The organism is Kribbella deserti, assembly GCF_042434725.1.
GTDB classification, from domain to species: domain Bacteria; phylum Actinomycetota; class Actinomycetes; order Propionibacteriales; family Kribbellaceae; genus Kribbella; species Kribbella deserti.
In genome coordinates this window covers 34,046-57,258 of record NZ_JBHLTC010000026.1, presented here as the reverse complement: position 1 = coordinate 57,258, position 23,213 = coordinate 34,046, and the positions used below count along the sequence as shown (strand labels likewise).

Below are 23,213 nucleotides of genomic sequence, written 5' to 3'. Positions count from 1 at the left end.
GGCGGCGTCAAGACCTCCAACGCCACGGTCTACCTGATCGACTCCGTGCTGATGCCGGCGGCGTCCTGACGGTAGCGCCGGTGGCATCAACCGAGCCGGGGACCACCGGCCCGCGTTGACCAACGCCAACCGGCCCGGCTCGAGACGGGCGGTGTCCCCCCTCCGGAGGCACCGCCCGTTCTCCATGTCCCACCCCATCCCCCATTTGCGGTCATCGGGCCGGGTCCGTTCGTCGTACGACGTCACTCCGCTCAGGTCGACGGACCTGAGCGGAGTGATTTGCGTTCGTTCGGATCAGGAGGTGATGCCGTGGCGTTGGAGTTCGCGTTCGACCAGGTGCAGGCCGTTGAGGCCGGGCAGGGTGTCGATCTTGGTGTCGATGCGGCGGGCTTCGGCCAGACCGTCGGTACCGCCGTACAAGTAGGTGAGCAGGTGGTGGACCTCGTCGTCGGGCATGACGCCCGAACCGACGATTCCCCACTTGTGCTGCAACGCGAATCGGGTGATGCGCTGGGCGCGCGGGTTGCCGGTGAGCCGCGCCCGGGCTTGGCTGTTGTAGAAGGCGATGTGGCGCGTTTCCTGCTTGGCGATCCGGCGCAGGATCTCGGTCAGCAACGGGTTCTGCTCCACCGCGATGAACCGGGAGTAGCCCGAGTGGGTGCACCACTCGTTGATGGCGCCCCACGTCATGTGCGTGGCGATGAAGTCCGGGCCGAGCAGGTTCGCGATCACCGATTGCACGAGCGGCGCGAGCCGGTCCTGCCAGCCGAGGCGTTTGCGCAGGGCCATGGTGTGTTCCGGCCCGGTTGCTACGCCGTGCCGTTCGAGGACCTTGTCGAGAACTTCCCCGTGCCAGTATTCCTCCCAATTCCACAACGTCAGGAACGTCGTGATCTCCGGATCGAGGTGGGACGGCGTCACCAGCAGGTCGCGCAAATAGCAAACGGTATGGGTCTCGACGTCGCTCATGTAACGCAAACACCGCAACGCGCCCTCGGACAGCGGGGCCGCATCGAAATCGCGCAAGTCAAGGTCATTCCAGCGCAACGGCTGGGCGGTGGCCGCGTAGGCGGCGACATCGAAGCTCATGCCAGTACTTCGTTGCCTGAGGCCCGCCGGATCGGCCGATCACTGGCGTTTGAGCCGAACGAGCCTAGAGTGGGAACCGACAGCCACCGGGGAAAGCAGGGATGTGCCGCATGGCCGAAACTTCCGCTTCAACCAGTCGTCCAACAGCAGCGCAACCGGTCTTGTCCTGCGCCGCGCGATTGCTCCCGGTCGGGTTCGGAACCGGGTTGCTCGCCGGTGCCGTGGTGGGCGGCCTGTTGTCGTACGAGGCAGGTGATACGAACCAGTGGTGGTTGACCGGGGCCACCTTTGGCGCGATGCTCGGCGCCGTACTCGGTGCGCTGGTGCAGGTGCTCAACTTGGCTGTGCTCGCAGTGGGCACGCGTACGGCCGGCCGGATGACCTGGTGGTGGGTCGTCCCGCTGCCGATGGTGGCGTCAGTCCTCGCCGTTCTCGCCGCGGCTAGCCGGTTCAGCGACGCGGACGATCGGGCCGTGCCCGCAACGATCGCGTCGATGGTGATCGTGGGCGTTGCCGTCGCTTTGTTGGCCAAATGGTGTACGGCGCCGCTTGGCCGCGCTTAGGTCCCTTCCTTCTGGAAGAGGTAGTCCTCCGCGCGCATGGAGGCGGCCGGCTTGATGTCCTCGGGCAGTAGCTCGCGCAGGTCGCGCTCGGTCAGGCTGTCCGAGTCGCGCTTGGCGAGGCGGATCGCCTGGTTGGAGATGGCCTCCTCTAGCACGTTCCGGATGAAGCGGCCGTTACCGAAGTTGTGCGCCCGCGGGGTGGCCGGAATGATCCGGCGTACGACGGCCAGCACGTCGTCGGTGTACGTCATGCCCTTCTGCCGGGCCTGGAGCTCGAAGATGGCGACCAGCTGCTCCGCGTCGTACTCGCTGAACGAGAGCAGCTTCGGGAATCGCGAGGCCAGTCCGGTGTTCGACTCGAGGAACCGCTGCATCTCGCGGTGATACCCGGCGACGATGACAACACATTCGTCGCGATGGTCCTCCATCATCTTCAGCAGGGTCGCGACGGCCTCGATACCGAAGTCGCCCGGCGTGTTCTCCGGCGACAGCGTGTAGGCCTCGTCGACGAACAGCACGCCGCCGAGCGCCTCGCGGAACTTGGCCGCGGTCAACGGCGCGGTGGTACCGACGCTCGGGCCGACCAGGTCCGAGCGGTCCACCTCGACGACGTGGCCCTTGTTGAGTACGCCGAGCTGCCTGTAGATCCGGGCGAGCAGCCGGGCGATCGTGGTCTTGGCGGTACCGGGCTTACCGACGAACACCATGTGCCGGACCCGGTCCTGCGTCGGCAGACCGAGATCCTTGCGGCGCTCGTTGGTCTTGATCTCGGCCACCATCCGCCGGACGGCCTCCTTGACCGACTCCAGCCCGACCAGCGCCTCCAACTCGGCCAGCGGATCGTCATCGGTAACAACCGCCCGAGCAGCCACCGGCGCCGGCTGGGACACGACTGGCTGCGGTACGACGGGCCGGGGTTCGACGGGTTGCGACACGACAGGCTCGACCGGCACCGGCTGAGCAACAACCGGCTCTTCGGCCACCGGCTGAGGCGCGACTGGCTCCTCGACCACCGGCGTCTGGTTCACCGGTTCCTCGATCGCCGGTTCGTGGACAACCGGCTCCGCGACGACTGGTTCAACTACCGCCGGGTCGTCGACGACCGGCTCCACCACAACCGGTTCTTCGAGATGAACCGGGGCTTCACTGACCGGCTCTTCCACCACCGGCTCGTCGATCACAACCGGAGGTGGCGCCTGGAACGTCGTCACGACCCGCACCGACGTCTCACCATCGAGCACCTGGAAGAAGGTGGTCAGATCCGGAACCTCCGGCTCCGGCCACGGCCCCTGATCCGGTACGCCGGTCAGATACACCGACACCCGGGTGGCTGCAGCCGCCCAGGCCCTCGCAAGTGCCCGCTGATCCTGGGCCACCGCAAGAGCCAACCAGTCCGTGTTCCGGGCTAGCCAGACTTCGGGGTCAAACCCCTTCTTGAGATCGGCAAGGGCCTTCTCGACGTCCCAACCGGCTATACCAAGCACCTGCCCAACCGAGAGGGGTTGAGCGCTCAGACCGACTGCGCGGATCAGACGGGCCAGTAGCTGCGTGAAGTCCACCGCGTCGCCGTACGGCACAACAGCCGTTAGATCGTCGTGGACGCGCCGCAACGCGTCGAGCGAGTACCGCAAGGCTGCAGCGGGACCAGCGATCTCCGGCAGTACTGCGCGCTCCGGCTCGGTGAACACGGCGGTCCGCCAGAAGTGGGCGATCGTCTCGTAGTCGGCGAACACGTGCATGCGGGTGATCTCGCGATCGCCCAGCACCCGATCGAACGCCGCGGTGAGCGCCCGGGCCCGAGCACGCATCGGCGGCGCGTCGACGAACAGGCTCACCACCTCGCGCGACAGCTCCAACGCCTGCCGACGGCCCTCCTCGTGGAAGCCCTGCGCGCCGGCCACAACCTGCAGTGGCCAGTCGGTGGGCGCGACGCGGATCAGATGGCCCGCGCCGCCGAACCGCTCAGACGGCCGGTAGAAGTCCCGGGCCACTTCGGCCCCGATGTCGGCGAATTCCCCGTGCAACACGGGGATCCAGCCGGTGAGCAACGGCGCGACCTGATGGGTCAGCCAGACCGCCGCCGGAGTGCCGTCGACGAAGTCCGGAAAGGCACCCGGTGGTCGCAGCGTGCCGGGGTCATCACCCCACGCGCGAAGCCGGCCGCGGATCTCGGTCAGCCACTCGTCCGGCACTTCCCAGGGTTCGCCAGCGGCAAGAACATCGAGCACGCGCGGTCTCCGGGTGTGGTCGGCCACAGGGATCCTTTCCGCCCGTCGGGCACCTGACTAACTGCGCGGTGGACCTGCCGGCACCCGGTACGGCGGTGTCGCGGCGGACTCGACCACGGCGAATCCCACAGGTGGCATCGCGCCCGCCCACTTTAGTCGGCCACAGGGCGAGCCCACCCTCCGGTGCCCACTTCGGCCGACCCATTTCGCCCGGCCCGCGAAGAGTGCCGGCTAGAGGGTGATCCAGTAGCGCCGGGTCTGCCCGAGTTCGGTCTCGCGAACGTCCTCCAGCACACCGCCGCTGCGCTCGATCGTGCGCGCCGACGCGGCGTTGGAGTCGTCACAGGTCACCAGCACCCGCGTCAGCCCGAGCTTCCGGGCTTCGCCGAGTACGGCCGATACCGCCCAGGTGGCCAGGCCCCGGCGCCGCGCGGACGGGCGCACGCTGTACCCGATGTGCCCGCCGGCGTTGAACAGGAAGTCGTTCAGCTCGTGCCGCAGGCTGATCGCGCCAAGGTAGTTGCCGTCCTCAACGATCCACCAGTAGTCCGCGTGCACGAGCCCCGGCGCGACCGGAATCGAGTGGTCCGACTGCTGCCGCAACATCTCGACCCAGGCAGCGAAGCCTTCCTTGCTGTCGACATCACCCGCCCAGCGGATGCCCGTGCCGTCCTGATGCGCGCCGCGCCCCCACTCGTCGCGCGACTCCAGCCAGGAGTCGTGCAGCTCAACGGTCGGCACAGCAAGTTCAGGCATCAGCATCTCCAGTCGATCGCGGTCACCGCCAACCCTAGGTATTCCCCCTCGCCCCCGCCCGCGAATTAGCCGAAGGGAAGGCGCCTCGGGGCGACCCCCTCCTTGTCCACGAGTGAACTAACGGAGGTGGCATCAGCCCGGCAGGACCGGCTCGGGCTGGGAGTACGGCGATTCGGGCAGGCCGAGGTCGCGCCAGACAAATCGTGGGACCCGGGCCAGGAAACCGCGCAGGAACTCGGAGTTGCGGGCGATCACCGGGTGGCTGTGTGCCGACGGCGCGAACCACACCCAGTCGCCGGTGATCCGGAACGGGTCGGGCGGATTCGCCATCAGGTATTCCATCTGCCGCGGATGGATCACGTCGTACGCGAACTTGGTGTGCTGCGCCTTGACCGCGAACTGGTCGTTGAACGCCTCGCTCTCGAAGCTGATGCCGCGACCGAACACCCGGCGGCCGACCTCGAGTTGCGGCATCGCGACCGGCAACTGGAAGCCGAGCATCGCCTCGCTGTGGTTCTCGACCACGGTCCGGGTCTGCGTCCGGCCTTCGCTGTCGGTGCTGGTCTCGGTTCGCGTGGTCTTCCAGTGATGGGTGAACGCAACAAACGGCGGGCCGTCGCCGTCCCGGCCACGGACCACCTCGTCGGTGCGGTGATCGTGGCCCGACCCGTTCACCGGGGTCACCGCCAGCAGGCTGTCGTCCACCCCGATCCAGTGCCAGTCCGGATGGCCGTAGAACGCGAACCGTGGTGGCCGCTCAGGCTCGATCCAGCGATCCAGCGGCGCGGCGTCGAACGCGTCCGCCACAGTGCCGAGTTCCTCCAGCCAGCCTCCGAGCAGGTCGACGTCTTTGCGCGGTGGATCCAGTACGACGAGCTGGTCGGCGTCGATGCTCAGATTCAGGCCGGGCCGGGAGGCGGCCATCGCGTTCAACCGGTCGCACGCCTGCCCGGTCAGCGCCGTCGCGGCGTACTCCGGATCCTGCGTGCCGATCCGCCAGCCCGGGCCGAGTTGCGCCGGGGCCGGTACGCCCGTCGCCTCCACGCCGTACCGCGGGTGGGTTGCGCCGCCGGTCATCCACAGCTCCGGGAGCCGGCGCGACAGGGTGACCATGCCGACCCAACCGGACCAGTGTTCGGAGCTGTACTCGATCACCTGGAACGCCCGGCCGGCCGTGGTTCGCCCGGTGATCTGGTCATCGGTTCGGCGGTTGAAGCCGAGGCCGAACGGCGGCCGTTCCAGCCGGGCCACGGCGTCGTACGTCGGGCTGTTCACGAAGTTCCAGCCGCGTTCCCGCAAGGACTTGATGTACCGCTGGCGCCGCACGATCGCGACCACGCCCCAGGTCAGACCGGCTCCGGCGAGCAGTACGACGACCAGCCCGAGGAACATCGTTCCGTCCACGTGCACCTCCGGTTCGCGGCCTTTGCCAGGTCGGACGATAGCGGTGCTGAGGACCACGAGACGGCGACCAACGCGCTCATGAGGACCAACGCATCGGCGGCTGGGGACAGGTCAGCTTTGCCGCGCGCCCGCCCCGGCGCATTCGGCAAAGCTGACCCCCGGAGAGCCAGGCGCGCCCTCCGTTGCTGTTCAGCCCTCCGCCCCGGTTGGCTGAACAGCGTCACCCGGACCCGGCGCTCGATGCGGTCCCCGCCAGCCCCCTGACAGGTCCCGGGCCGGGCGAAGCCAGTGGCTCCGCACTTCCTGGTGACGTGGCTACTGTAGGTGACGCGAAGGCCGGATGGCAGCCCCATCCAAGGGATGAACCGGCGTGGCGACGTGCGATAACTCACCTCAGAATCTCTGGCGGATCGCGGCTTTCACTTAAGAAATCCATTGCCCAGCAGGCGCTTTACATCTGAACTACTCACTGGTCACCTGCAATCGCGGCAAAAGTAGCGAAAGTTTCACCTAACCTCCGGCCGACTGGTTTAGTACCAGTGAGTGACGAGGACTGGACATCCCCGGATCAGCCGGCGCCGCCGATCGCGGTCATTCCGCGCCCATCACCAGGCCTTCGATGTCGTGCTTTTGGGTGATCGGGACCAACTCGTCGACAACCCGGCACGCCAGGTGGCGCCGAACCGACTCGGGCAGCGCGTCGTAGTAGTCCTGCGTCACCATCGGATCGTGCAGCGCCGCATGGCCCGCACCCGGAGCGTCCACACCGAGTACGAGAACCGGCCGGGCGATCGGCGACCGGTGCTCGGTACCGCGGTGAATGGTCAGCGCCGACCGCGCGGAGACGTCACCGGCCTGCGGGAACTTGCGCACGCCACATTCGGCGTACCGCGGCCAAGCGTCCTTCGGCGGGAACATCTCGTGGTCCCACTCGCGTCCGTCGTCCCAGTGCGCGCCGGGCGCGATCTCGAACGGCCCCATGTCGGGCGTGACGTCCACCCCGGTCAGGTTGAACGCCAGCGAGGTGATCCGCCGGTCGCGATAGGTCTCCGGCGGCGACGGGAAATCGCGATGCCAAGGCTGGTTCTTCGCGCCCTGGAACGGTACGTCGAACCCGAGCTCGACGATCTCGTACGCCGGCCCGAGCACCGCCTCGCAGATCCCGGTGATCCACGGGTGGCTCGCCAGGTCGGCGAAACCGGAGATGTCCTGCGGGTGCACCTCGACGTACCACCGGCGCGGCCCACGCCCGACCGCGCCGCCAGGCCGCTGAATCGCCGCCCAGAACGCCTCCATCATGTCCTCGCGCAGCCGCTCAACCCACTCGCGCGGAAACGCCCCTTTCAACGCGGTGATGCCGTCGCGGTACAACACCTCAACATCCGTCGCCACGTCATACAACGCCTGCCCCTGCGGCCCCGCACTACTCACGACCCCTCCTCACCTTAGCCGGCTCACCCGCCAGGCTAGGCGCCACCACCAATTTCTGCAACGTTGTAAATCGAAGTACACAAAGAGAATCTTGATTGGTCAGCCGGAGTTCTGAGCCACCCGGCGAGAAGGCGGATTGGCCGCTGGATGCAGGAGCGGAGGCGGTGCCACCTCCAGAGGTCCGCTCCGATCACGGAGCGGACCTCATGCGATGGCTTCAGCGGGCGATCTTGCTGGTCGTCCTGACCACCTTGAGGTTCCCGCCATCGCTATCGGAGGTCCAAAGTTCGACCACGACACTGCTGGGTCCACCGGGCAGGTCGATCGTGGCACCGATGGTCGCCGTGCCGGAGTCCCCGTTGCACCTCGGGGCGTAGAGGAATCCGCCTTCGTACTTCGTGGTCCCCGCGTATGGAACCACCGAAACCCATCGGCAGCCGCTCCCGGCGACTGAGTGGAGCAGGCCCGTGGCCGTGACCGACCGGCTGGAGAAAGTGACATTGCCCGTGTAGTAGCTGGCGCCATACGTCAGGCTGAAGGGTTTCGTTGACGTTTCGGCCGCGTGGGCGGGCGCGGCAACGCCAATCGTGCCAAGCGTAGCTACCAGGCAGGCACCAGTCGCAACAAGTCGTCGCACACGTACTCCTTGGAGTTGTCTATGGGTCAAAAGGAGTCTGCGACTGTCGGACATGACAGCGGAAGCATTCTGCAGTTTGTTGCAACGCCGATGACCAAGAGGCGGTAGCTGCCTGGCGAGGATGGCCGAATCGGATCCAAGCGGGGGCAGTGGGTGGGACCTCGGGTTATGACCGGCGGTTCAGGCCGTGGATGGCGATGGTGGCGGAGATGAGGGTGATGACCGTGACGCCGGCGAGGGCGGCCAGGACCTGGTTGGTGGCGGCGTGGCCGAGGATGAGTTGGCGGGCGGCGGAGATGCTGTGCGAGACGGGATTGACCTCCGCGACTTGGCGCAACCAGCCCGGTAGACCGGACTCCGGTACGAAGGCGTTCGAGGCCATGATCAACGGGAAGGTGAGCGTTCCGGAGATGGCCTGGACCAGTTCGGTGTGCCGGAGTTGGCAGGCCAGCGCGAAGAACATCCAGCCCAGACCGGTACTGACCGCGGCCGCGACCAGTGCCGCCGCGACCGTACCGAGCACCCCGCCCGGCGGATCGAAGCCCAGCACCAGTACGGCAAAGACGCACAGCACCGCCAACTGCAGCAACATCCGGACCAGCCCCGCCAGGCTGTGCGCCACCAGGATCGACCCCGGCCAGATCGGCATCGTGCGCAAGCGGTTGATCAGTCCGTTGCGCATGTCCTGCAGCAGGCTGATCGTCAATCCCAGCGCGGATTGCAGGGCGGTCGTGATCATGATCGCGGGCACCACGAAGTCGACGTACCCGACGCCGGCCGGAAACGCGACCGTGGTCGCCAGGCTGCCCAGTAACTGGCTCAGCACGCTCACCAGCAGGATCGGTCCGAGCAACGTCACGATCAGCGTGCGTGGTTCCAGCACGACCCCCCGCAGCGAACGCCCAAGCAGCGCAAGGATCTGAGCCGGTATGGCGGCCGGCTCCCACCGCTGCGGCGGCCGCCGCGCCGGTCGAAGTATCCGGCCGGCGCCGGTCCGATCCGCCTGGTCAGCGGCAGATCGCGCGCTGGTGCCCGTAGGTGGCGCGGTAGTAGTCATCGACCTGCCCCCAAAGTGGCGAAAACGTCGTCCAGGCTGGGCTCTGCGACTTCCAGGTGCTCCGGCTCCACCCCGAGTTCGTCGAGTACGCGGACCACCTGCGCGAGCGTGCGCGTTGACGGCGCCGCTACCGTGAGCGTGTCGCCACCGGTACTGGATTGGCACTTCACGGCGACGTCCAATCCACTACCCGCAAACCGCTCGACCACTCGCCCCGCGGGAGCCTCCGCAGGAAGCCGAACCGCGATCGTGCGACGGCCCACCTGCTCCTTGAGGTCGGCCGGCGTTCCGCCCGCGACAACCCGCCCACCGGCCAGTACGACGACCCGGTCCGACAGTTGGTCGGCCTCTTCCAAGTACTGGGTGGTGAGCAGGATCGTCGTACCGAGCTCGGTGAGTTGCGCGACCTGCTCCCACACGGCTCGGCGGCTGCCCGGATCCAGCCCGGTGGTCGGTTCGTCCAGGAAGAGCACTTGGGGCGCGGTGACGAGACTGGCCGCGAGGTCGAGCCGTCGGCGCATACCACCGGAGTACGTACGGACGCGGCGACTCGCGGCCTGGCTCAATCCGAACTGCTCGATGAGTTCCGCCGCGCGGCGACGGGCGTCCCGGCGGCCGGCGCCGCTGAGGCGTGCGAGCAGAACCAGGTTGGCGGTTCCCGACAGGGTGTCGTCCACTGTCGCGTACTGACCGGTCAGGCCGATCGCCCGGCGGACCTGCCTTGCGGACCGGACCACGTCGGCACCGGCCACCCGGGCCCTTCCCGCGCTGGGCTTGATCAAGGTCGACAGGATCTCCACCAGCGTGGTCTTACCGGCGCCGTTGTGACCGATCAGGCCCAGTATCTGCCCGGTGTCAACCGACAGATCCACCTCGGACAAGGCGAGCGTGTCACCGTAGCGTTTGCTCAGTCCCTCGGCCTCGATCACGGCCGATCACTCGCCGTGGGCCGCGGTCGCGGTGGCGTGGCGCCGCAGCAGCAGTCGTACGAAGTCGTCGTAGTAGCGGATCACCAGCACCGCCAAAGCGATACCGACGACCACGGCGGGCAGGCTCACCAGCGGCTGCTCCAGCAACGACGCGGCCGGCAGGGCGGCGCCGGTGATCGCGACGGCGAGCAGCACGAGGTTCCGGCCGACCATGGCCGCACTCATGATCGCGCCGCGCCCACCGAAGCAGCGGCACTCCGCGAAGATGCCGGCCCGGACCGAACGCACCACGACCCCAGTGAAAACGAGCAGCATCAGCCCGCCGATCACGAACCCCAGGCGCGGAGCCAACGGCGATACCAGCAGCGCGGCGGCGAGCCCTTCCCCCGCGACGACGATCGTGGCCAGGATCCAGGCGACCCGATCGCTGGGCAACTTGGCCAGCCCCTGCACCGACCTGGCGAAACCGCGAAAGCTCTCCCGGGTCTTGGCTTTGCCCAGGAACGCGGCGAGAAACACCGCGGCGAGCATGGCCCGGGCGACGACGGAGACGAACTCGGTCATGGTGACACCGCCTTCTTCGCAGGCACCTCGATCAGCTTGCGGAAGTGCCGTACGTCGTCCAGCTCCCCCACGGGCTTGCCGTCCACCTCCACCCACGCGTGCGCGCGGAACGGTTCGGTGAGGGCGCCGGTGCACCAGGCGGGCCAGACCCCGGAGAGCCGGCAGCGCAGCGCGGTGGCGACCGAACGCGGCAGACAGCCTTGCCCGGCGCACGTCACGCTCACCACGACAACTGCGGAACGAGCCGCCAGCGCCTCCGCCTCGGTAGCCGGCCGGGCTCCGGTCCGGACCAGCTCCATCGCCCGCCGCAGCCGGGCCGGGCGCAGCTTGATCAACGCGAACGCCGCCAGCACGCAGATCCGGCCGAGCAGCCGGTTCCACGCGTTGACCTCGGCGCCGTACTCCAACGTCACCGGCATCGTCATCGCCGCAGCACCCCCGCCTGCTCGAACGACGCCATCAGCCGGCCCACGTCGTCGGCCACCCGGTCCGACGCCTCGGGATACGAAGTACGCAACGAGTCGATCAACTCGTCGACGGTTTTGCCGTCCAGAATGCCCTGCAGCACCGTGGCGCCGGTGCGGTTCAGCGTCAGATACTGGCCGGACTTCTCGTTCAGCAAGACCATGCCGTCGCCGGTGTCGGTCCAGCTCATGCCAGGCGCGAGGGTGTAGCTCATGACAGACCTCCTTGGGGTGTCAGCTGCTGGTGGGAATCGGCCGGACGGGTTTCGCGCCGGCTGACCGTTCGCAGCCAGGCCTCGACGGCCAGCGTGCTGATCAGCGGCATGAACGCGAACGACGACTGTGGTGGCCGGACGACCAGGTCCCGCAATCGATCGGCGTCCACCAGGCCGCGCCGCGCGAGTTGCAGGTCGTCACACACCTCGAGCAGGCGCCCGCGCATCCGGCGTACGCCGTCGTAGACCTCGGCGCTGTACTCGGACTTGGTCCGGCGCCCCCGGAACTCGTCCGGTACGGCGCCGCGCATCGCCTCGGTCAGCAGGGGCTTGTAGCGGTCCGGCATCGCCACGTCGTACGCGCGCACCGAGCACGCGGCCTCGATCACGGCGTCGTCGGTCATCGGCGCGTGCCAGGCCACGCCGCTGCGCTCGGTCCACCGCGATACCCGGCGGATGGTGTCGCCGCACAGCCGGACGTCCTGCAGCAACGCATGCACCCAGCGGTACGGCGACATCGGCTGCGGGTCCGTCTCGGCCGCGCGGACAAGTTGTCGCCGGGCCGCGTCGATCCCGGCCGCGGTGGCCCAGTCCGGCATGCGATAGCCGATCCCCCAGCCGAAGTCGGGTTTGCGCAGATACTCCTGGATCGGCCGGTCGATGGTGGTCGCCGCCCGGCGCAGCCACTCGGCAAAGGTCTCGGAACGGCGCAACGCGGCGAAGGTCTCGAGCGCGGGCCAGCGATGCACCGCGCGATAGGCCTTGATGTACGGCAGGGCCCGGACCGGGTGGCTCATCAGCTCGGGGAGAAAGAGCTGGGTCGCGGTGAACAACTCGTCACCGCCGTGCCCGGTGAGATGAAGCTTGGAGCCCTGAGCCGCCAGGAGTTCGGCCTGGTACTGGAGCTTGCCGCGCGTTCGGATCCACGCGAAAGGACCTTCAAGTTCGTCGTGCCCGTCCAGGTCCGAGAACCACCCGGGCGCGTCCTGCCGGCTCATCACGTGGTGTTTGCCGTTCAGCCGCTGCGCCGCTCGTGAGGCCCAGACCTGGTCCTCGTCGGCCGGGTTCGCCGCCTCCCAGCTGGTCGTGGTCAGGCCGGTTCGATGGCTCGCGGCGAGGAAGCTCAGCGACGTCGAGTCCAGCCCGCCGGACAGATCGGCGCTCACCTCGCTATGCAGCACCCGCACCCGAACCGCGTCCTTGAGCGCGTCCGCCGTGGCACTAGCGGCCTCGGCCAGCGATCGTTCGGGCGGCGGCGGGGACCACCAGCGGCTGGCGCTGGCTTGTCCGGAGTCGTTCCAGCCCAGCCAGTGACCGAGCGGCACGGTCTGGATTCCCTGCCACAGGCTCTGCTCAGCGAAAGGCCAAGGCGCCCAAGGTGCCAGTAGCCGGGCGGCGATCGCGTCGTCGTGCACGCCGATACCGGTCAGTTCGATCAAGGGATCGGCCCGATCGGCGGCGATGTCCACGCCCCGGTGCCGGATCCAGAACAGCTGCCGCGACGACGAGAGCGTGCCCTGCGCCCGCACCCGGCCGCCGTACGACAGCAGCAGGTGCCGGTCCCCCGCGAACCGGCGTGTCAGCGCATCGGCCGCCGCTGGGGTCCGCAGCCGGTCCAGCTCGCTCTCGATGTCCCGCGGCACTTCGGTCACGCCGAGCACCACCAAGCAGCGATCCCGGCCGCGAACCGTGGTCAGTTCGCCCGGCCGCCACTGCCCGATCAGCCAGGGCCGGCCGCTGCCGGGATGCGGTATGACCTGCGTACCGGCGGGCCACTCGAAAGATTCGGCCACCTGCGACGCGGTCGCATGGTCGGGAAAGATCAGGAAAGTCATCGCGCCACCTCTGCTCTGCCGTCGTCGTCGCCATCGAAGGCACCTCGGGAAGAACCGGTAAGAGGTCTAGAAGTGCCGGCGCTAAGGGAGGTGCCGGCGCCGAACAGCCGGCGCCGGCACCTCACAAGTACGTGGGTCGGGAACGACCCGTCAGTCCAGCTCGCGCTCGGCTGAGATCAGCAGAGCATCACGCAGGACCAGTCGGCTTCGAAGCCCCAGCTCGGACGGCCGAGCGTGACGTCAGCGAAGCTCCCGACCTCGGTCAGCATGGGCGGCTCGTAAGCGTGCATCGCTACCTCCTAGATGGTTCCTTTTAGACCACTTGACCGAATTGCCAAGTAGCGCCTTCGGAATCAACCTAGGCGACGCCTCTTTCATGACACCGATCGTGTAACTTTCGCGGCACTTTCATCCTGGTTTCACCTGAATAGAACACGCTTTTGTTCGGGCACGGAGCGTGTTTAAGTGGGAGCAATAAAGGATCTCCCGGACCCCACGGGACCCGGGAATCGCCGTCGAGCAGTGAGGAGACGTGATGCCCGGCACCACCACCGTTCCGCCACGACTTCAGCCGGGCGATCCCACCGGCGCCGACCGCCCCGGGGCCGGGCAGGTGCTGCTCTCGGTGCTGGACACCGCGCCGATCTGGCAGGGGCAGACCCCGGCGGACGCGTTGCGCGACTCGGTCGCGCTTGCGATCGAGGCCGACGCCCTCGGTCTGCACCGGTACTGGGTTGCCGAGCATCACAACGCGCCGTTCATCGCCAGTTGCGCCCCGCCCGTCCTGGTCGCGGCCATCGCGGCCCGGACGACGCGCATCCGAGTCGGCTCCGGCGGGGTGATGCTGCCCAACCACGCACCCCTGGTGGTCGCGGAGCAGTTCGGCACGCTGGAGGCGCTGCATCCCGGGCGGATCGACCTCGGCGTCGGCCGGGCGCCCGGCACCGACCTGAAGACGGCGAAGGCCTTGCACCGGCGGCCCGGCGCCGAGTTCGAGCCGCTGGTCGAGGAACTGTCCGACCTGCTGCTGCGCGGCGAGCGATCCGAGGTGATGGGCGACATCACCGGTGAGACCGTTCAGGCCGTGCCCGCGACGAAGTCCCGCCCGACGCTGTGGGTGCTGGGCGCGAGCCCGGGTAGCGGCGCGCTGGCCGGCCGGCTGGGTGTTCCGTTCGCCTACGCGTACCACGTCCGCCCGGACGCCGCGGCCGAGTCGATCGCCGCCTACCGGCAGGCCTTCCAGCCGTCCGCCTGGTCCACCGAACCATGGGCCGCGGTCTCCGCCTCCGCGACGGTCGCCGAAACCGCGGCCGAGGCGGACCACCTGGCCGGACCGCTGCGAGTCGTCGTCGCCGAACTCCTCCGGGGTAAGCGCAACGGCCCGAACCTCACCGCCGACGAGGCCGCGTCGTACCGGTTCGATCCGCGCGAGAAGCTGGCCGTCGACCAGCAGCTGCGCAGCCACCTGATCGGCGATGTCGCCACCGTGCGGGACAAGGTCCACGCCCTGGTCGCTACGACCGGCTGCCAGGAGATTCTGGCGCTCACCCTGATCCAGGACGTGCGCGCCCGCGCCGCGTCGTACCGATTGCTCAACGAAGCCGTCCGAGCGGTGACCGCCCAGGCCCAGCAGTGATCGTCTTCCGCCCCGACGCGCGCCGAGGAGCCCTCGCCCTGGCCGATCGCGCGCTGCCGGCGGCGTTCTCCAGCCGGAATCGTGGGGGCGAAGTTCGGAGGCCCACCACGGATTGACCGGTCCGCGCGGAATTTCCGGCTGGATCGCCCGGCCTGGCGTGATCACCGTGCGCGACCAGAACGGCACCTGTCGTCACATGCACTTTGGCGGCCGCGACCGCTAAAACTCTGGGGAGAGTGTATTCGTGTCCATTGCGTACGAAGTCGACGAGCTGGACTGTCGAGTGCTGGGACCACTACAGATCCTGGCCGGTGGCCAGCAGGTCCATATTCCGGCCGGCAAGCACCGCGTGCTGCTGGCCTTGTTGCTGGTAAGGGTCGGGGAGCTGGTCTCGACCGACGAGTTGATCGACCGCCTCTGGCGCGAGGACATGCCGCATCAGCCGCGCGCCGCCCTGCAGACCCGGATCACCCGGATCCGCAAACTGCTGGAACGCGGCCGGCCCGGCCTCGGCACGGTGGTGCGCAGTGAGCCGGGCGGCTACCGGCTCGAGGTCGATCCGATGCAGGTCGATCTGGTGCGTTTTCGCCGTCTCACGCAGAACATCCCGGCCTGCGACATGACCCGGGCGGCCGACCAGCTCACCGAAGCGCTCGGCCTGGTGCACGGCCGGATCCTGTGCGACGTACAGAGCCCGTCGCTGGAGGCCGACATCATTCCCGGCCTGGAAGAAGAGCTGCTGCTCGCGCGGGAGCGCCGGTTCGAACTGGAGATCGCGCTGGGCCGGCACCGGGAGCTGGTATCGGAGCTGCGGGGACTGGTCGGCCAGCACACGTTCCGCGAACGTTTCTGGATGCAGTTGATGACCTGTCTATACCGCTCGGGCCGGCAAACGGAGGCACTGGAAGCCTATTGCGAAATCGACGGCCGATTACGCGCGGAGGTCGGCGTCGATCCTTGTGACGAATTACGTTCATTACATGCGCGAATTCTGCAGAACAATACGGATCGGGTGGCCTGATGTTACCGGCCACGGCGACAAATCCAGCGCGTTCCCAGCACGGTTTACGAACCGTGCTGGGCCGGTTCGCGACCGGTGTCACGATCGTGACCGCCGCCGGGGAACACGGGCCCGTCGGCCTGACCGCCAACTCCTTCACGAGCGTCTCGCTGGAGCCTGCCCTGGTGCTGGTTTGCATCGACGCCAACTCCCGTAGTGGCCGGGCGATCACTGCGGCCGGATCGTTCGTGGTGAACTTCCTGAGCCGGCGTCAGCGGAGTTTGGGTGAGACGTTCGCCCGGTCCGGCGCCGACCGGTTCGCGAACCTGCCCACCCGCAAGGGCCGTACGGGCGCGCCGGTGATTCAGGGCAGCCTCGGCCACGTCGACTGCACCGTCAACGAACTGCTGATGCGCGGCGACCACCTCGTGCTCTTCGGCGAGGTGGTCGCCGCGGTCGCCAACGACTCCACCGAGGAGCCCTTGATCTTCTACGGCGGACGCTACCTCTGAGGCCCTGGCACTGGGGTTCTTCTGTCACGGATGGTGGGCCTGAGGTCTTCTGTTACCGCTGGCAGCTCTGGGAAGCTTCCTCAAGCGATTGCATGGCGGGGGCAGTCTGGAGAGGTACGGTCTAAGCATGGCAGACGCGGGATTGGTGGCGGCGGCAAGCCGGCTGGCGAAAGCGCTCACTCCGGGCGACCTGGACCATACGCTGGCCCGGATCACCGCGGCGGCGACCGAGGTACTACCCCAGGTGGCGTGCGCCAGCATCACGGTGCTGCACGCCGATGGCCGGCTGGAAACCGTCGCGCCCACGGATGAGGTGCTGTGGGGCGTCGACAAGGCGCAGTACGAGCTTCACGAAGGCCCCTGCTACGAGGCCGCCACCGAGACGGCCCACGTGATCTCCCCGGACCTGGCCACCGACCCGCGCTTCCCGCGCTACGCGGCCCATGCGCTGGAAGCGGGCTTCCGCGCTCAGGCGGGTCTGCGGCTGTTCGAGGCGCCGCGATCCCAGGGCGCCCTCAATCTGTACTCGCGCGAACTTGGCGCCTTCGAGGACCTCGGCTCGATCGGGGAACTGTTCAAGCACCAGTCGGCGATGGCCATCGAGTACGCCCAGGAGATCCACGACCTCACCGAGGCCTTGCGAACCCGCCGCGCGATCGGTCAGGCCATCGGCATCGTGATGGAGCGCTACAAGCTCACCGACCAGCGGGCCTTCGCCTTCCTGACCCGGCTCTCCCAGCAGCGCAACGTCAAGCTGCGACGGATCGCACAAGAACTCGTCGCGGACGTCGAGCAGCAAAACGGGCAGCAGTAGGCCGGCAACAGCCGCCACACATCCCTACGGCGTACGTTCTGACCGGTCTGAACGTTGATTCGTCGCTGAGACCTAATTCACTTGTTGCCCACGGCAAGCGGTTGCCACGGCGTGGTGAAACTCCCCGTGGCGCGTGACATACGTGCGATCGGTTGCACGCGGTACGACGCGAGCCCACCCGCACAGCGCGGTCGAGCCCGAGTGTTCCGCGTGGTTTCTAACGATAGAAGGTAAGTTCGCGCGGCACTGCGGCCCAACAGCAAAGTTCACCGACCCTTGACGTGCAATCGGTTGCACGCTTGACTCTGCTCAGTGCACGAGCCCCACGTCACACCACCTCGCACCGGCCGTCAGCGTTCGCCGTCCGGGGTGCTGATCCGAGAGGAACCGCCCATGCCATCAGCCTTCTCGTCCTTCAAGCGCGTTCGAACCCGTTTGGCCGGTCTGGCCATTGCCGCGGCGACGGTCGCCGCCACCCTCACGGCCACCACCGCACCAGCCGGCGCCACCTACTTGCCGAACGGGTTCCGCAGCGTCGCGTACCTGACCTCCGGCGCCGGCAGCGTGGACACCATCCAGTACGCGAAGATCACTCACATCAACTACTCGTTCGCACGGCCGAACGCGAACGGCACTTTGCAGCCGCTCGCGAACCCCGCCAAGCTCACCGCACTGGTTTCCAAGGGTCACCAGTGGGGCGTGAAGATCTCGCTGGCCGTCGGCGGCTGGATGAACGGTGACGACTCGGCCTTCGAGACACTCGCCGCCAATCCGAGCACCCGGACGACCTTCGTCAACACCCTGATCGGTGAGGTCGAGAAGTACAATCTCGACGGCATCGACATGGACTGGGAGTAGCCCGACCCGGGCACGTCCGCCCAGAACTTCAGCGCGCTGATGAAGCAGCTGAGCGGCGAACTGCGCAAGCGGGGCAAGTTGCTGACCGCCGCCGTGAGCGCTCGCGCCACCACGGCGAACGGCGTCGAGCCGGTCGTCTTCGGCTACGTCGACTTCATCAACATCATGACGTACGACTCCGGCACCCCGCACGCCAACTACCAGTGGGCCATCGACTCCGCCAACATGTGGAAAGCCCGGGGACTACCGGCCAGCAAGACGGTCCTGGGTGTGCCGTTCTACAGCCGCCCGAGCGGAATCGCCTACTCGGAGTTCGTCGCCATGGATCCCGCCAACGCGTACAAGGATTGCGTGACGGTCAACGGCGTCCAGGAGTGCTATAACGGCATCCCCACGATCAAGGCCAAAACCAAGTGGGCGATGGCCAACGCCGGCGGCATCATGTACTGGCAGCTGGCCCAGGACACCACGGGCCCGACCTCACTGGTGAACGCGATCTACCGCACGGTCCTCGCCGGCAAGCTCTGTTACGGCCGCACACCGAGCAACTAAGACCCACAGGCTGTTCAAACCGCGGGCCCCGGGTACGTCACCGGGACCCGCGGTTTGGCGGTGCGGGTACGGCGCCGCGCCAGGCCCTCGGCGGTGAGCACAAGCAGCGCGATCCACACCAACACGAACCGGCCATTGGGCCTCCCACCGGAAATAGGCACCGGCGCCGTATAACCGTCCGCCCAACGCGGACGCCATTCACCTACATTTTTCGCGCCAACGCCTATTCCCGTACTCTCCGGGCAGCCTCATTCCGGTCGTTCCAGGTGCCATCTGGAATGCGTCGGCCCACGCGTGGCGCACCACAATGCGAGCGAGACTTATCGCGCGGCGCCGGCACCATTTTCGCCACCGCCGAGTGACCTTTCCCGCCAACTGCGGGGAGGCGCGGAAGGTCGCCCGTTCCCGCTGGCTGCCCGCTACGAATGGGCGCGGCCTCAGGCGTCGATCTTGACCCAGTCGACGGTCTGGGTGAACTTCTTCTGCAGCGGCGCGCTACCGGTCACCAGCCGCGGTCCGATCACGAGTTCCAGCGGGTCGCTCGGGATGAAGCTCTCGTCGTTGATGACCTTCAGGAGCTTGTCGTCGAGGTAGAACGCGGCATAGTCCGGGCCGTACTCCAGAGTGCCGGTGTGGTACCTGCCGTCATAGAGATCCACGCCCGTATCGACCTTCAGGGACACGTCGTGACCGCGATGAGCGCTCTCGAAACGCAACTGGGTGTTGGTGAAACTTTGATTCGTCGTGTAGCCGAAACAGATCTCACTGAACTGGCTGCCGTCGGCGGCCGGGCCGTCGTTCCACAGCGCCAGGCCCCACCACACGGCTTGGTCCTTGGGCCGCTCGGTGAGCTTGAACCTGATCGTGAACCTGCCCTTTGTGTACCGCGCCGGCTTGTAGCCCACCTTCGACCAGGAGCCGGCCTGGTTCGGCTGGATGCCCGGCTGCAGGTTGAACTGCGCGGTGCCGCCGGCGATCGTCGGGCAGGTGAACTCACACTTCCAGACGCCGTGATTCAGGGTGTCGAAATGATCCCTGGTCACGGTATTCGCAGCTTGCGGACCGACTACATCCGGAGCCGATCGCGCGCTGGCCGGGACTGTTGCGTGAGTGCTAATCAAGATGATTACCGAGATTACGGCGGCGGTGAATCGCCGATGCTGGGATAGCTGCATTGCGTCTCCTCGATCGGAAAGACGCCGGCAGAAGCCGCCGGCATGCTGGAGCTGGGACTCTAAAGTCATTTTGGGGCCGCTGTCACGTCTTGATCCAAATCGATCGCCCCGGCACTTCTCCGCATTCAGCAAAGCAATTCCGGATTCGTTGGCGGCACCTTGATCCATACCGCCGCGCGACCGCCGGTCCGCCCAGCGAGCGCCCGGTGCGCCCGCCGGGTGGGCTCGGCTCAGGGGCGGCCGAAGAAGGTGAGCAGCTCCTTCGTCACGAAGGCCGGGTTCTCCTCGGGGAGCCAGTGACCGGCCCGGGGCACCTCCACGGCCCGTTCGATGTTCGTGATCAGCGGATCGATTGTCGGCCGGGTGGACGCGAGCCCGCCCTGCGCCGTCAGCAGCAACGTCGGGACCTTGGTACGAGCCACCAGGTTGTCCCGCTCATCCCGATCCAGGCTCCGGTACAACTCGAACCCTCCACGCAGTACCTCCGGCCGTCGATACGTACGCGCGAACTCGTTCACCTGGCGCTCCGTGAACGGCGACCGCGCGCCCTTGCCACCGAAGGCCACACCGCCGTACGCCACCTGCGGGTAGAACGCCGCGAGGTAGTCCCGCACCTCGTCGTCCACCAAAAGCTCGGGCACCTTCGGCTGGGTGTGGAAGGCCATGTGCCAGCTGAACGTCCGGTACTTCGCCGCGCTCAACGCGGGCCCGGGCAACGGATAGTCCAGATGGGCATACCGGACCACGTGCTCCGGGTATTGAGCGGCGTACTGGAATCCCACACCCGCGCCGAGATCATGCGCTACGAGCCGGATCGCCTTCAGGCCAAGGCGATCGACGAGTAGGCCGTGGACGTACCGGGCGAGCGTCGCCTTGTCGAAGCTCGTCGGCGATCCGGCGCTGTCGCCGAGACCAGGCAGATCGAGCGCGTAGACCCGATAGCGCTTGGCCAGCTCCGGCATCAGGCCGCGCCATTCGTACCAGGACTGCGGCCAACCGTGCAGCAGCACCAGCGGCTCGCCGGTGCCACCCGTGACGTAGTGCATCCGTACGCCGTTGACGTCGGCGAACTCGTGCTCGAATTGCCGGTTGAACTCGTCGTCGTCGCGCGTTGCGGCATCGAAGGACACCCGTTCGGCCTCGGCCGTGCTGGTCTGCATCTCTCCCGTGGGTACGGCGCCGCAGCCCAACAACAGCAGGCTCATCACCACGCCGGCCGTCCACACTTTCAGGTACCTGAGCATCAGGTCTCACCTCCCAGAGCACCCTCGCCATCGGCGTTCGGTCCTGGCAATGTTCTTTGCCAATTGGCAAGGTGGAGGTCATGACCGACGACGCGGACTCTGTGCTGGCGGGTGTGGGACCACGATTGCGGGCGCTACGCCAGGCACGCGGGACCACCCTGACCGATCTGGCCAACGAAACCGGGCTCACCATCAGCACGTTGTCCCGGTTGGAGAACGGCAAGCGCCGGCCGACGCTCGAGCAGCTCTTGCCGTTGGCCCGGGCGTACCGGGTGCCGCTTGACGAGTTGGTCGGGTCCACGGAGACGGGTGATCCGCGGATCCACCTGCGGCCGGTCACGCACCAGGGCATGACGTTTGTGCCGCTGAACCGGCGGGCCGGTGGTATCCAGGCGTTCAAGGTGATCTACCCGCCGGCGTCGCGATGGGGAGCGCCGACGCCGAAGACGCACGAGGGTTATGAATGGTTCTACGTGATGAACGGGACGATTCGGCTTGTGCTCGGTTCGCAGGAGTTCGTCTTGCGCGCGGGCGAGGCCGCGGAGTTCGACACCCGGGTGCCGCATTGGCTTGGTAGTGCCGACGAGCGGTCCGCCGAACTGCTCACGCTGATCGGCGTACAGGGCGAGAAGGTCCACCTGACGGTCTCCGACGACTGATCGCGCCCGGCCACAAGCGTCCAATGAACCGCGACACGCCTGGTCACAAGGGTCCGATGAACGGCGACACGCCGAGTAACTAGGGTCCGATGACACGCCGGGCGGGCAGTGCCGATGCGGCGGCGGGGCGGGCAGGCCGATGAACGCGACCGCCTGCTGATCATGCCGCTCGTGCTGGTGCTCGTTGGACTCGTACTGGTCGTACTGCTTCGTGCCCTGGTGGCCCCGGTGCTGCTGGTTATCACCGTGGTGGCGTCGTTCTTCGCGAGCCTGGTCACCGGATCACCCGCCACCTTGGGGACACGAGGAGGGTACCGGGGTTTTGCGCGACTACCCGGTTGTGGTGGAGCCACTGCCGGGTTGTTGCACCACTACCCGGTTGCAACCAGGTACCCGCGTTAAAAGTCGGCAGTGGGCCCGGACCCATCCACCACCCGGACTAAGCGGCGGGCTACTGACGCACAGCGCATGGGCGGACGGGCGGACTGACCGGAGCCAGCTCACCTGTCGCGTGAGAGCGCGTTGTACTCGGTCGCCGGCGACGCCTCGCGGTCGACTCGTGTGAGAGGCGCGCGAACTTCGTCGTACCGCCCCCTCCCGACATGACCGACCATGGTCGGCCTCCGCGAGCGCATCGGCTCGGGCGGACGGGGTGGTTGAGGGTTATGCAGAACTTAGGCGGGGATTCACCGGTGGCGGGGGATTCGTGTCATCGTGGTGGGTATGACGGAGGCTTTGCGGTCGCGGGGGGAGCCGGCGCCGGTGGTGTGGCCGGTTGGCCGGGTGGCGGCGATGCTGGGGATTCCGGCCGTCACGTTGCGCAGTTGGGAGGTGCGGTACGGGATCGCGCCGACGTTGCGTTCGCCGGGCAACCACCGGCGCTACAGCGACGAGGACGTGGCTCGTTTGCGTCGCATGCAGCGCCTGATCGCGGGTGGTACGCCGCCTGCCGAGGCCGCTCGCCTCAGTGTCGAATCACCCCCGCCGACCCAATCCCAGCAAGCGTCCGCTGCCGAGCGGGTTGAGTCGCTACTTGCCGCCACCGAGGCCTTCCGGGTCGAAGACCTCGCGAACGACCTGAATCAGTGCCTGCGGGAGTTGGGCGTCCAGACCGGCTGGGACGAGGTACTCGCTCCGGCCCTGCGGCGGCTCGGCGAGCGGTTCCTGCGAGATGGCGATTGCACCGACCTCGAAACCCTGCTGGCCGATGAGACTGCGCGGGCCGTTGATCGATACACCGGTCATCGGGGATCCACTGGCGGTGACCGGCCGATCTTGTTGGCATGCTCGCCAGGCGAACGGCATTGGCTGCCCATGAAGGTGCTGCAGGCCGCGCTGCTGGAGCGCAGGCTTCCGGCCGTTCTCCTGGCGTCCGGCATACCGGCCGAGGCGGTGGTGCGAGCGGTTGCCCGGAGCAGGCCGCGGGCCGTTGTGCTGTGGTCGTTGACGTCCTGCGCCAATCAGGCGTCGCTTCGCCGGCGATTGACCGCCCATGCGCCACAGGTCCTTGCGGCCGGGCCCGGCTGGTCGTCGCGCGTGCGCCCGCTCTCAGCGCTGACGGAAGCAGTCGACGAGCTATCAAGAGCATGAT

The 23,213-nt window shown here is 67.6% G+C and carries 23 protein-coding genes and 1 pseudogene; 9 read left to right on the top strand and 15 right to left on the bottom strand.

Annotated elements, in window-relative coordinates; genetic code table 11:
- Positions 1–294: 294 nt before the first annotated feature.
- Entirely contained in the window at positions 295–1,089 is a 795-nt protein-coding gene (locus ACFFGN_RS20550) for a ferritin family protein (RefSeq protein WP_380050071.1), read from the bottom strand.
- Between the two features lie 110 nt (positions 1,090–1,199).
- On the opposite strand from ACFFGN_RS20550, the gene ACFFGN_RS20545 reads away from it, so the two are divergent.
- A complete protein-coding gene (locus ACFFGN_RS20545; protein WP_380050068.1) occupies positions 1,200–1,652 on the top strand; it encodes a hypothetical protein in 453 nt (150 codons plus the stop codon).
- Here ACFFGN_RS20545 and ACFFGN_RS20540 read toward each other — a convergent pair.
- The 12 genes from ACFFGN_RS20540 to ACFFGN_RS20485 form a co-directional block, all read right to left on the bottom strand.
- On the bottom strand, positions 1,649–3,880 hold the full coding sequence (locus ACFFGN_RS20540) for an AAA family ATPase (protein WP_380050065.1): 2,232 nt from the start codon (positions 3,878–3,880) through the stop codon (positions 1,649–1,651). The two genes, ACFFGN_RS20545 and ACFFGN_RS20540, sit on opposite strands and share 4 nt — an antisense overlap.
- 231 nt (positions 3,881–4,111) lie before the next feature.
- Positions 4,112–4,636 carry a GNAT family N-acetyltransferase gene (locus tag ACFFGN_RS20535; RefSeq protein ID WP_380050062.1) on the bottom strand — a complete coding sequence of 175 codons (525 nt, stop codon included), beginning with the start codon at positions 4,634–4,636 and terminating at the stop codon, positions 4,112–4,114.
- Positions 4,637–4,768: 132 nt separating this feature from the next.
- Positions 4,769–6,040: a hypothetical protein gene (locus tag ACFFGN_RS20530; RefSeq protein ID WP_380050059.1), complete on the bottom strand. Its 1,272-nt coding sequence runs from the start codon at positions 6,038–6,040 to the stop codon at positions 4,769–4,771.
- A 591-nt stretch (positions 6,041–6,631) separates the two neighbouring features.
- Positions 6,632–7,471 carry a phytanoyl-CoA dioxygenase family protein gene (locus ACFFGN_RS20525; RefSeq protein WP_380050056.1) on the bottom strand — a complete coding sequence of 280 codons (840 nt, stop codon included), beginning with the start codon at positions 7,469–7,471 and terminating at the stop codon, positions 6,632–6,634.
- Between the two features lie 217 nt (positions 7,472–7,688).
- Positions 7,689–8,108 carry a hypothetical protein gene (locus ACFFGN_RS20520; RefSeq protein WP_380050053.1) on the bottom strand — a complete coding sequence of 140 codons (420 nt, stop codon included), beginning with the start codon at positions 8,106–8,108 and terminating at the stop codon, positions 7,689–7,691.
- 166 nt (positions 8,109–8,274) lie between these two features.
- The gene (locus ACFFGN_RS20515; RefSeq protein WP_380050050.1) at positions 8,275–9,165 is read right to left on the bottom strand and encodes an ABC transporter permease; all 891 of its coding nucleotides are present in this window, start codon (positions 9,163–9,165) and stop codon (positions 8,275–8,277) included.
- Positions 9,162–10,094 carry an ATP-binding cassette domain-containing protein gene (locus ACFFGN_RS20510; protein ID WP_380050047.1) on the bottom strand — a complete coding sequence of 311 codons (933 nt, stop codon included), beginning with the start codon at positions 10,092–10,094 and terminating at the stop codon, positions 9,162–9,164. Before ACFFGN_RS20510 ends, ACFFGN_RS20515 begins: the two co-directional genes overlap by 4 nt.
- Before the next feature lie 6 nt (positions 10,095–10,100).
- Positions 10,101–10,658 carry a MauE/DoxX family redox-associated membrane protein gene (locus tag ACFFGN_RS20505; protein ID WP_380050044.1) on the bottom strand — a complete coding sequence of 186 codons (558 nt, stop codon included), beginning with the start codon at positions 10,656–10,658 and terminating at the stop codon, positions 10,101–10,103.
- Positions 10,655–11,083, bottom strand: coding sequence for a lasso peptide biosynthesis B2 protein (locus ACFFGN_RS20500; RefSeq protein ID WP_380050041.1), 429 nt, complete (start codon positions 11,081–11,083; stop codon positions 10,655–10,657). Before ACFFGN_RS20500 ends, ACFFGN_RS20505 begins: the two co-directional genes overlap by 4 nt.
- A complete protein-coding gene (locus ACFFGN_RS20495) occupies positions 11,080–11,337 on the bottom strand; it encodes a lasso peptide biosynthesis PqqD family chaperone (RefSeq protein WP_380050039.1) in 258 nt (85 codons plus the stop codon). The genes ACFFGN_RS20500 and ACFFGN_RS20495 overlap by 4 nt, the downstream gene beginning before the upstream one ends.
- Positions 11,334–13,172 (bottom strand): asparagine synthase-related protein, encoded by a 1,839-nt coding sequence (locus tag ACFFGN_RS20490; RefSeq protein ID WP_380050036.1) that lies wholly within the window; start codon positions 13,170–13,172, stop codon positions 11,334–11,336. The genes ACFFGN_RS20495 and ACFFGN_RS20490 overlap by 4 nt, the downstream gene beginning before the upstream one ends.
- A 176-nt stretch (positions 13,173–13,348) precedes the next feature.
- Positions 13,349–13,462 carry a keywimysin-related RiPP gene (locus ACFFGN_RS20485; protein ID WP_380050033.1) on the bottom strand — a complete coding sequence of 38 codons (114 nt, stop codon included), beginning with the start codon at positions 13,460–13,462 and terminating at the stop codon, positions 13,349–13,351.
- Positions 13,463–13,707: 245 nt separating this feature from the next.
- Here ACFFGN_RS20485 and ACFFGN_RS20480 point away from each other — a divergent pair, with 245 nt between their 5' ends.
- The 5 genes and pseudogenes from ACFFGN_RS20480 (at position 13,708) to ACFFGN_RS20460 (ending at position 18,544) form a co-directional block, all read left to right on the top strand.
- Positions 13,708–14,808, top strand: a complete 1,101-nt coding sequence (locus ACFFGN_RS20480) for an LLM class flavin-dependent oxidoreductase (RefSeq protein ID WP_380050031.1) — start codon at positions 13,708–13,710, stop codon at positions 14,806–14,808.
- A 244-nt stretch (positions 14,809–15,052) separates the two neighbouring features.
- Positions 15,053–15,829: an AfsR/SARP family transcriptional regulator gene (locus tag ACFFGN_RS20475; RefSeq protein WP_380050028.1), complete on the top strand. Its 777-nt coding sequence runs from the start codon at positions 15,053–15,055 to the stop codon at positions 15,827–15,829.
- A 53-nt stretch (positions 15,830–15,882) separates the two neighbouring features.
- The gene (locus ACFFGN_RS20470) at positions 15,883–16,320 is read left to right on the top strand and encodes a flavin reductase family protein (RefSeq protein WP_380050025.1); all 438 of its coding nucleotides are present in this window, start codon (positions 15,883–15,885) and stop codon (positions 16,318–16,320) included.
- Between the two features lie 127 nt (positions 16,321–16,447).
- Positions 16,448–17,134, top strand: a complete 687-nt coding sequence (locus ACFFGN_RS20465; RefSeq protein WP_380050022.1) for a GAF and ANTAR domain-containing protein — start codon at positions 16,448–16,450, stop codon at positions 17,132–17,134.
- A 393-nt stretch (positions 17,135–17,527) separates the two neighbouring features.
- Positions 17,528–18,544: pseudogene (locus ACFFGN_RS20460) on the top strand (glycosyl hydrolase family 18 protein).
- A 437-nt stretch (positions 18,545–18,981) separates the two neighbouring features.
- Here the strand turns inward: ACFFGN_RS20460 and ACFFGN_RS20455 are convergent.
- The gene (locus tag ACFFGN_RS20455) at positions 18,982–19,587 is read right to left on the bottom strand and encodes a glycoside hydrolase family 16 protein (protein ID WP_380050019.1); all 606 of its coding nucleotides are present in this window, start codon (positions 19,585–19,587) and stop codon (positions 18,982–18,984) included.
- Between the two features lie 362 nt (positions 19,588–19,949).
- Positions 19,950–20,963, bottom strand: coding sequence for an alpha/beta fold hydrolase (locus ACFFGN_RS20450; protein ID WP_380050016.1), 1,014 nt, complete (start codon positions 20,961–20,963; stop codon positions 19,950–19,952).
- Positions 20,964–21,043: 80 nt separating this feature from the next.
- On the opposite strand from ACFFGN_RS20450, the gene ACFFGN_RS20445 reads away from it, so the two are divergent.
- From ACFFGN_RS20445 to ACFFGN_RS20435, 3 genes are all read left to right on the top strand, one after another.
- Positions 21,044–21,622, top strand: coding sequence for a helix-turn-helix domain-containing protein (locus ACFFGN_RS20445; protein WP_380050013.1), 579 nt, complete (start codon positions 21,044–21,046; stop codon positions 21,620–21,622).
- A gap of 114 nt (positions 21,623–21,736) precedes the next feature.
- On the top strand, positions 21,737–22,024 hold the full coding sequence (locus ACFFGN_RS20440; protein ID WP_380050010.1) for an MMPL family transporter: 288 nt from the start codon (positions 21,737–21,739) through the stop codon (positions 22,022–22,024).
- Positions 22,025–22,345: 321 nt separating this feature from the next.
- A complete protein-coding gene (locus tag ACFFGN_RS20435; RefSeq protein ID WP_380050007.1) occupies positions 22,346–23,212 on the top strand; it encodes a MerR family transcriptional regulator in 867 nt (288 codons plus the stop codon).
- Position 23,213: the final 1 nt, after the last annotated feature.

Excerpts from the sequence above, each read along its gene's own strand:
- ACFFGN_RS20550 (WP_380050071.1), bottom strand. The coding sequence starts at position 1,089 with ATGAGCTTCGATGTCGCCGCCTACGCGGCCACCGCCCAGCCGTTGCGC.
- ACFFGN_RS20545 (WP_380050068.1), top strand. The coding sequence starts at position 1,200 with ATGGCCGAAACTTCCGCTTCAACCAGTCGTCCAACAGCAGCGCAACCG.
- ACFFGN_RS20535 (WP_380050062.1), bottom strand. The coding sequence starts at position 4,636 with ATGCCTGAACTTGCTGTGCCGACCGTTGAGCTGCACGACTCCTGGCTG.
- ACFFGN_RS20515 (WP_380050050.1), bottom strand. The coding sequence starts at position 9,165 with ATGACTACTACCGCGCCACCTACGGGCACCAGCGCGCGATCTGCCGCT.
- ACFFGN_RS20505 (WP_380050044.1), bottom strand. The coding sequence starts at position 10,658 with ATGACCGAGTTCGTCTCCGTCGTCGCCCGGGCCATGCTCGCCGCGGTG.
- ACFFGN_RS20500 (WP_380050041.1), bottom strand. The coding sequence starts at position 11,083 with ATGACGATGCCGGTGACGTTGGAGTACGGCGCCGAGGTCAACGCGTGG.
- ACFFGN_RS20495 (WP_380050039.1), bottom strand. The coding sequence starts at position 11,337 with ATGAGCTACACCCTCGCGCCTGGCATGAGCTGGACCGACACCGGCGAC.
- ACFFGN_RS20490 (WP_380050036.1), bottom strand. The coding sequence starts at position 13,172 with ATGACTTTCCTGATCTTTCCCGACCATGCGACCGCGTCGCAGGTGGCC.
- ACFFGN_RS20485 (WP_380050033.1), bottom strand. The coding sequence starts at position 13,462 with ATGCACGCTTACGAGCCGCCCATGCTGACCGAGGTCGGGAGCTTCGCT.
- ACFFGN_RS20480 (WP_380050031.1), top strand. The coding sequence starts at position 13,708 with ATGCCCGGCACCACCACCGTTCCGCCACGACTTCAGCCGGGCGATCCC.
- ACFFGN_RS20465 (WP_380050022.1), top strand. The coding sequence starts at position 16,448 with ATGGCAGACGCGGGATTGGTGGCGGCGGCAAGCCGGCTGGCGAAAGCG.
- ACFFGN_RS20450 (WP_380050016.1), bottom strand. The coding sequence starts at position 20,963 with ATGCTCAGGTACCTGAAAGTGTGGACGGCCGGCGTGGTGATGAGCCTG.
- ACFFGN_RS20445 (WP_380050013.1), top strand. The coding sequence starts at position 21,044 with ATGACCGACGACGCGGACTCTGTGCTGGCGGGTGTGGGACCACGATTG.
- ACFFGN_RS20440 (WP_380050010.1), top strand. The coding sequence starts at position 21,737 with ATGCGGCGGCGGGGCGGGCAGGCCGATGAACGCGACCGCCTGCTGATC.
- ACFFGN_RS20435 (WP_380050007.1), top strand. The coding sequence starts at position 22,346 with ATGACGGAGGCTTTGCGGTCGCGGGGGGAGCCGGCGCCGGTGGTGTGG.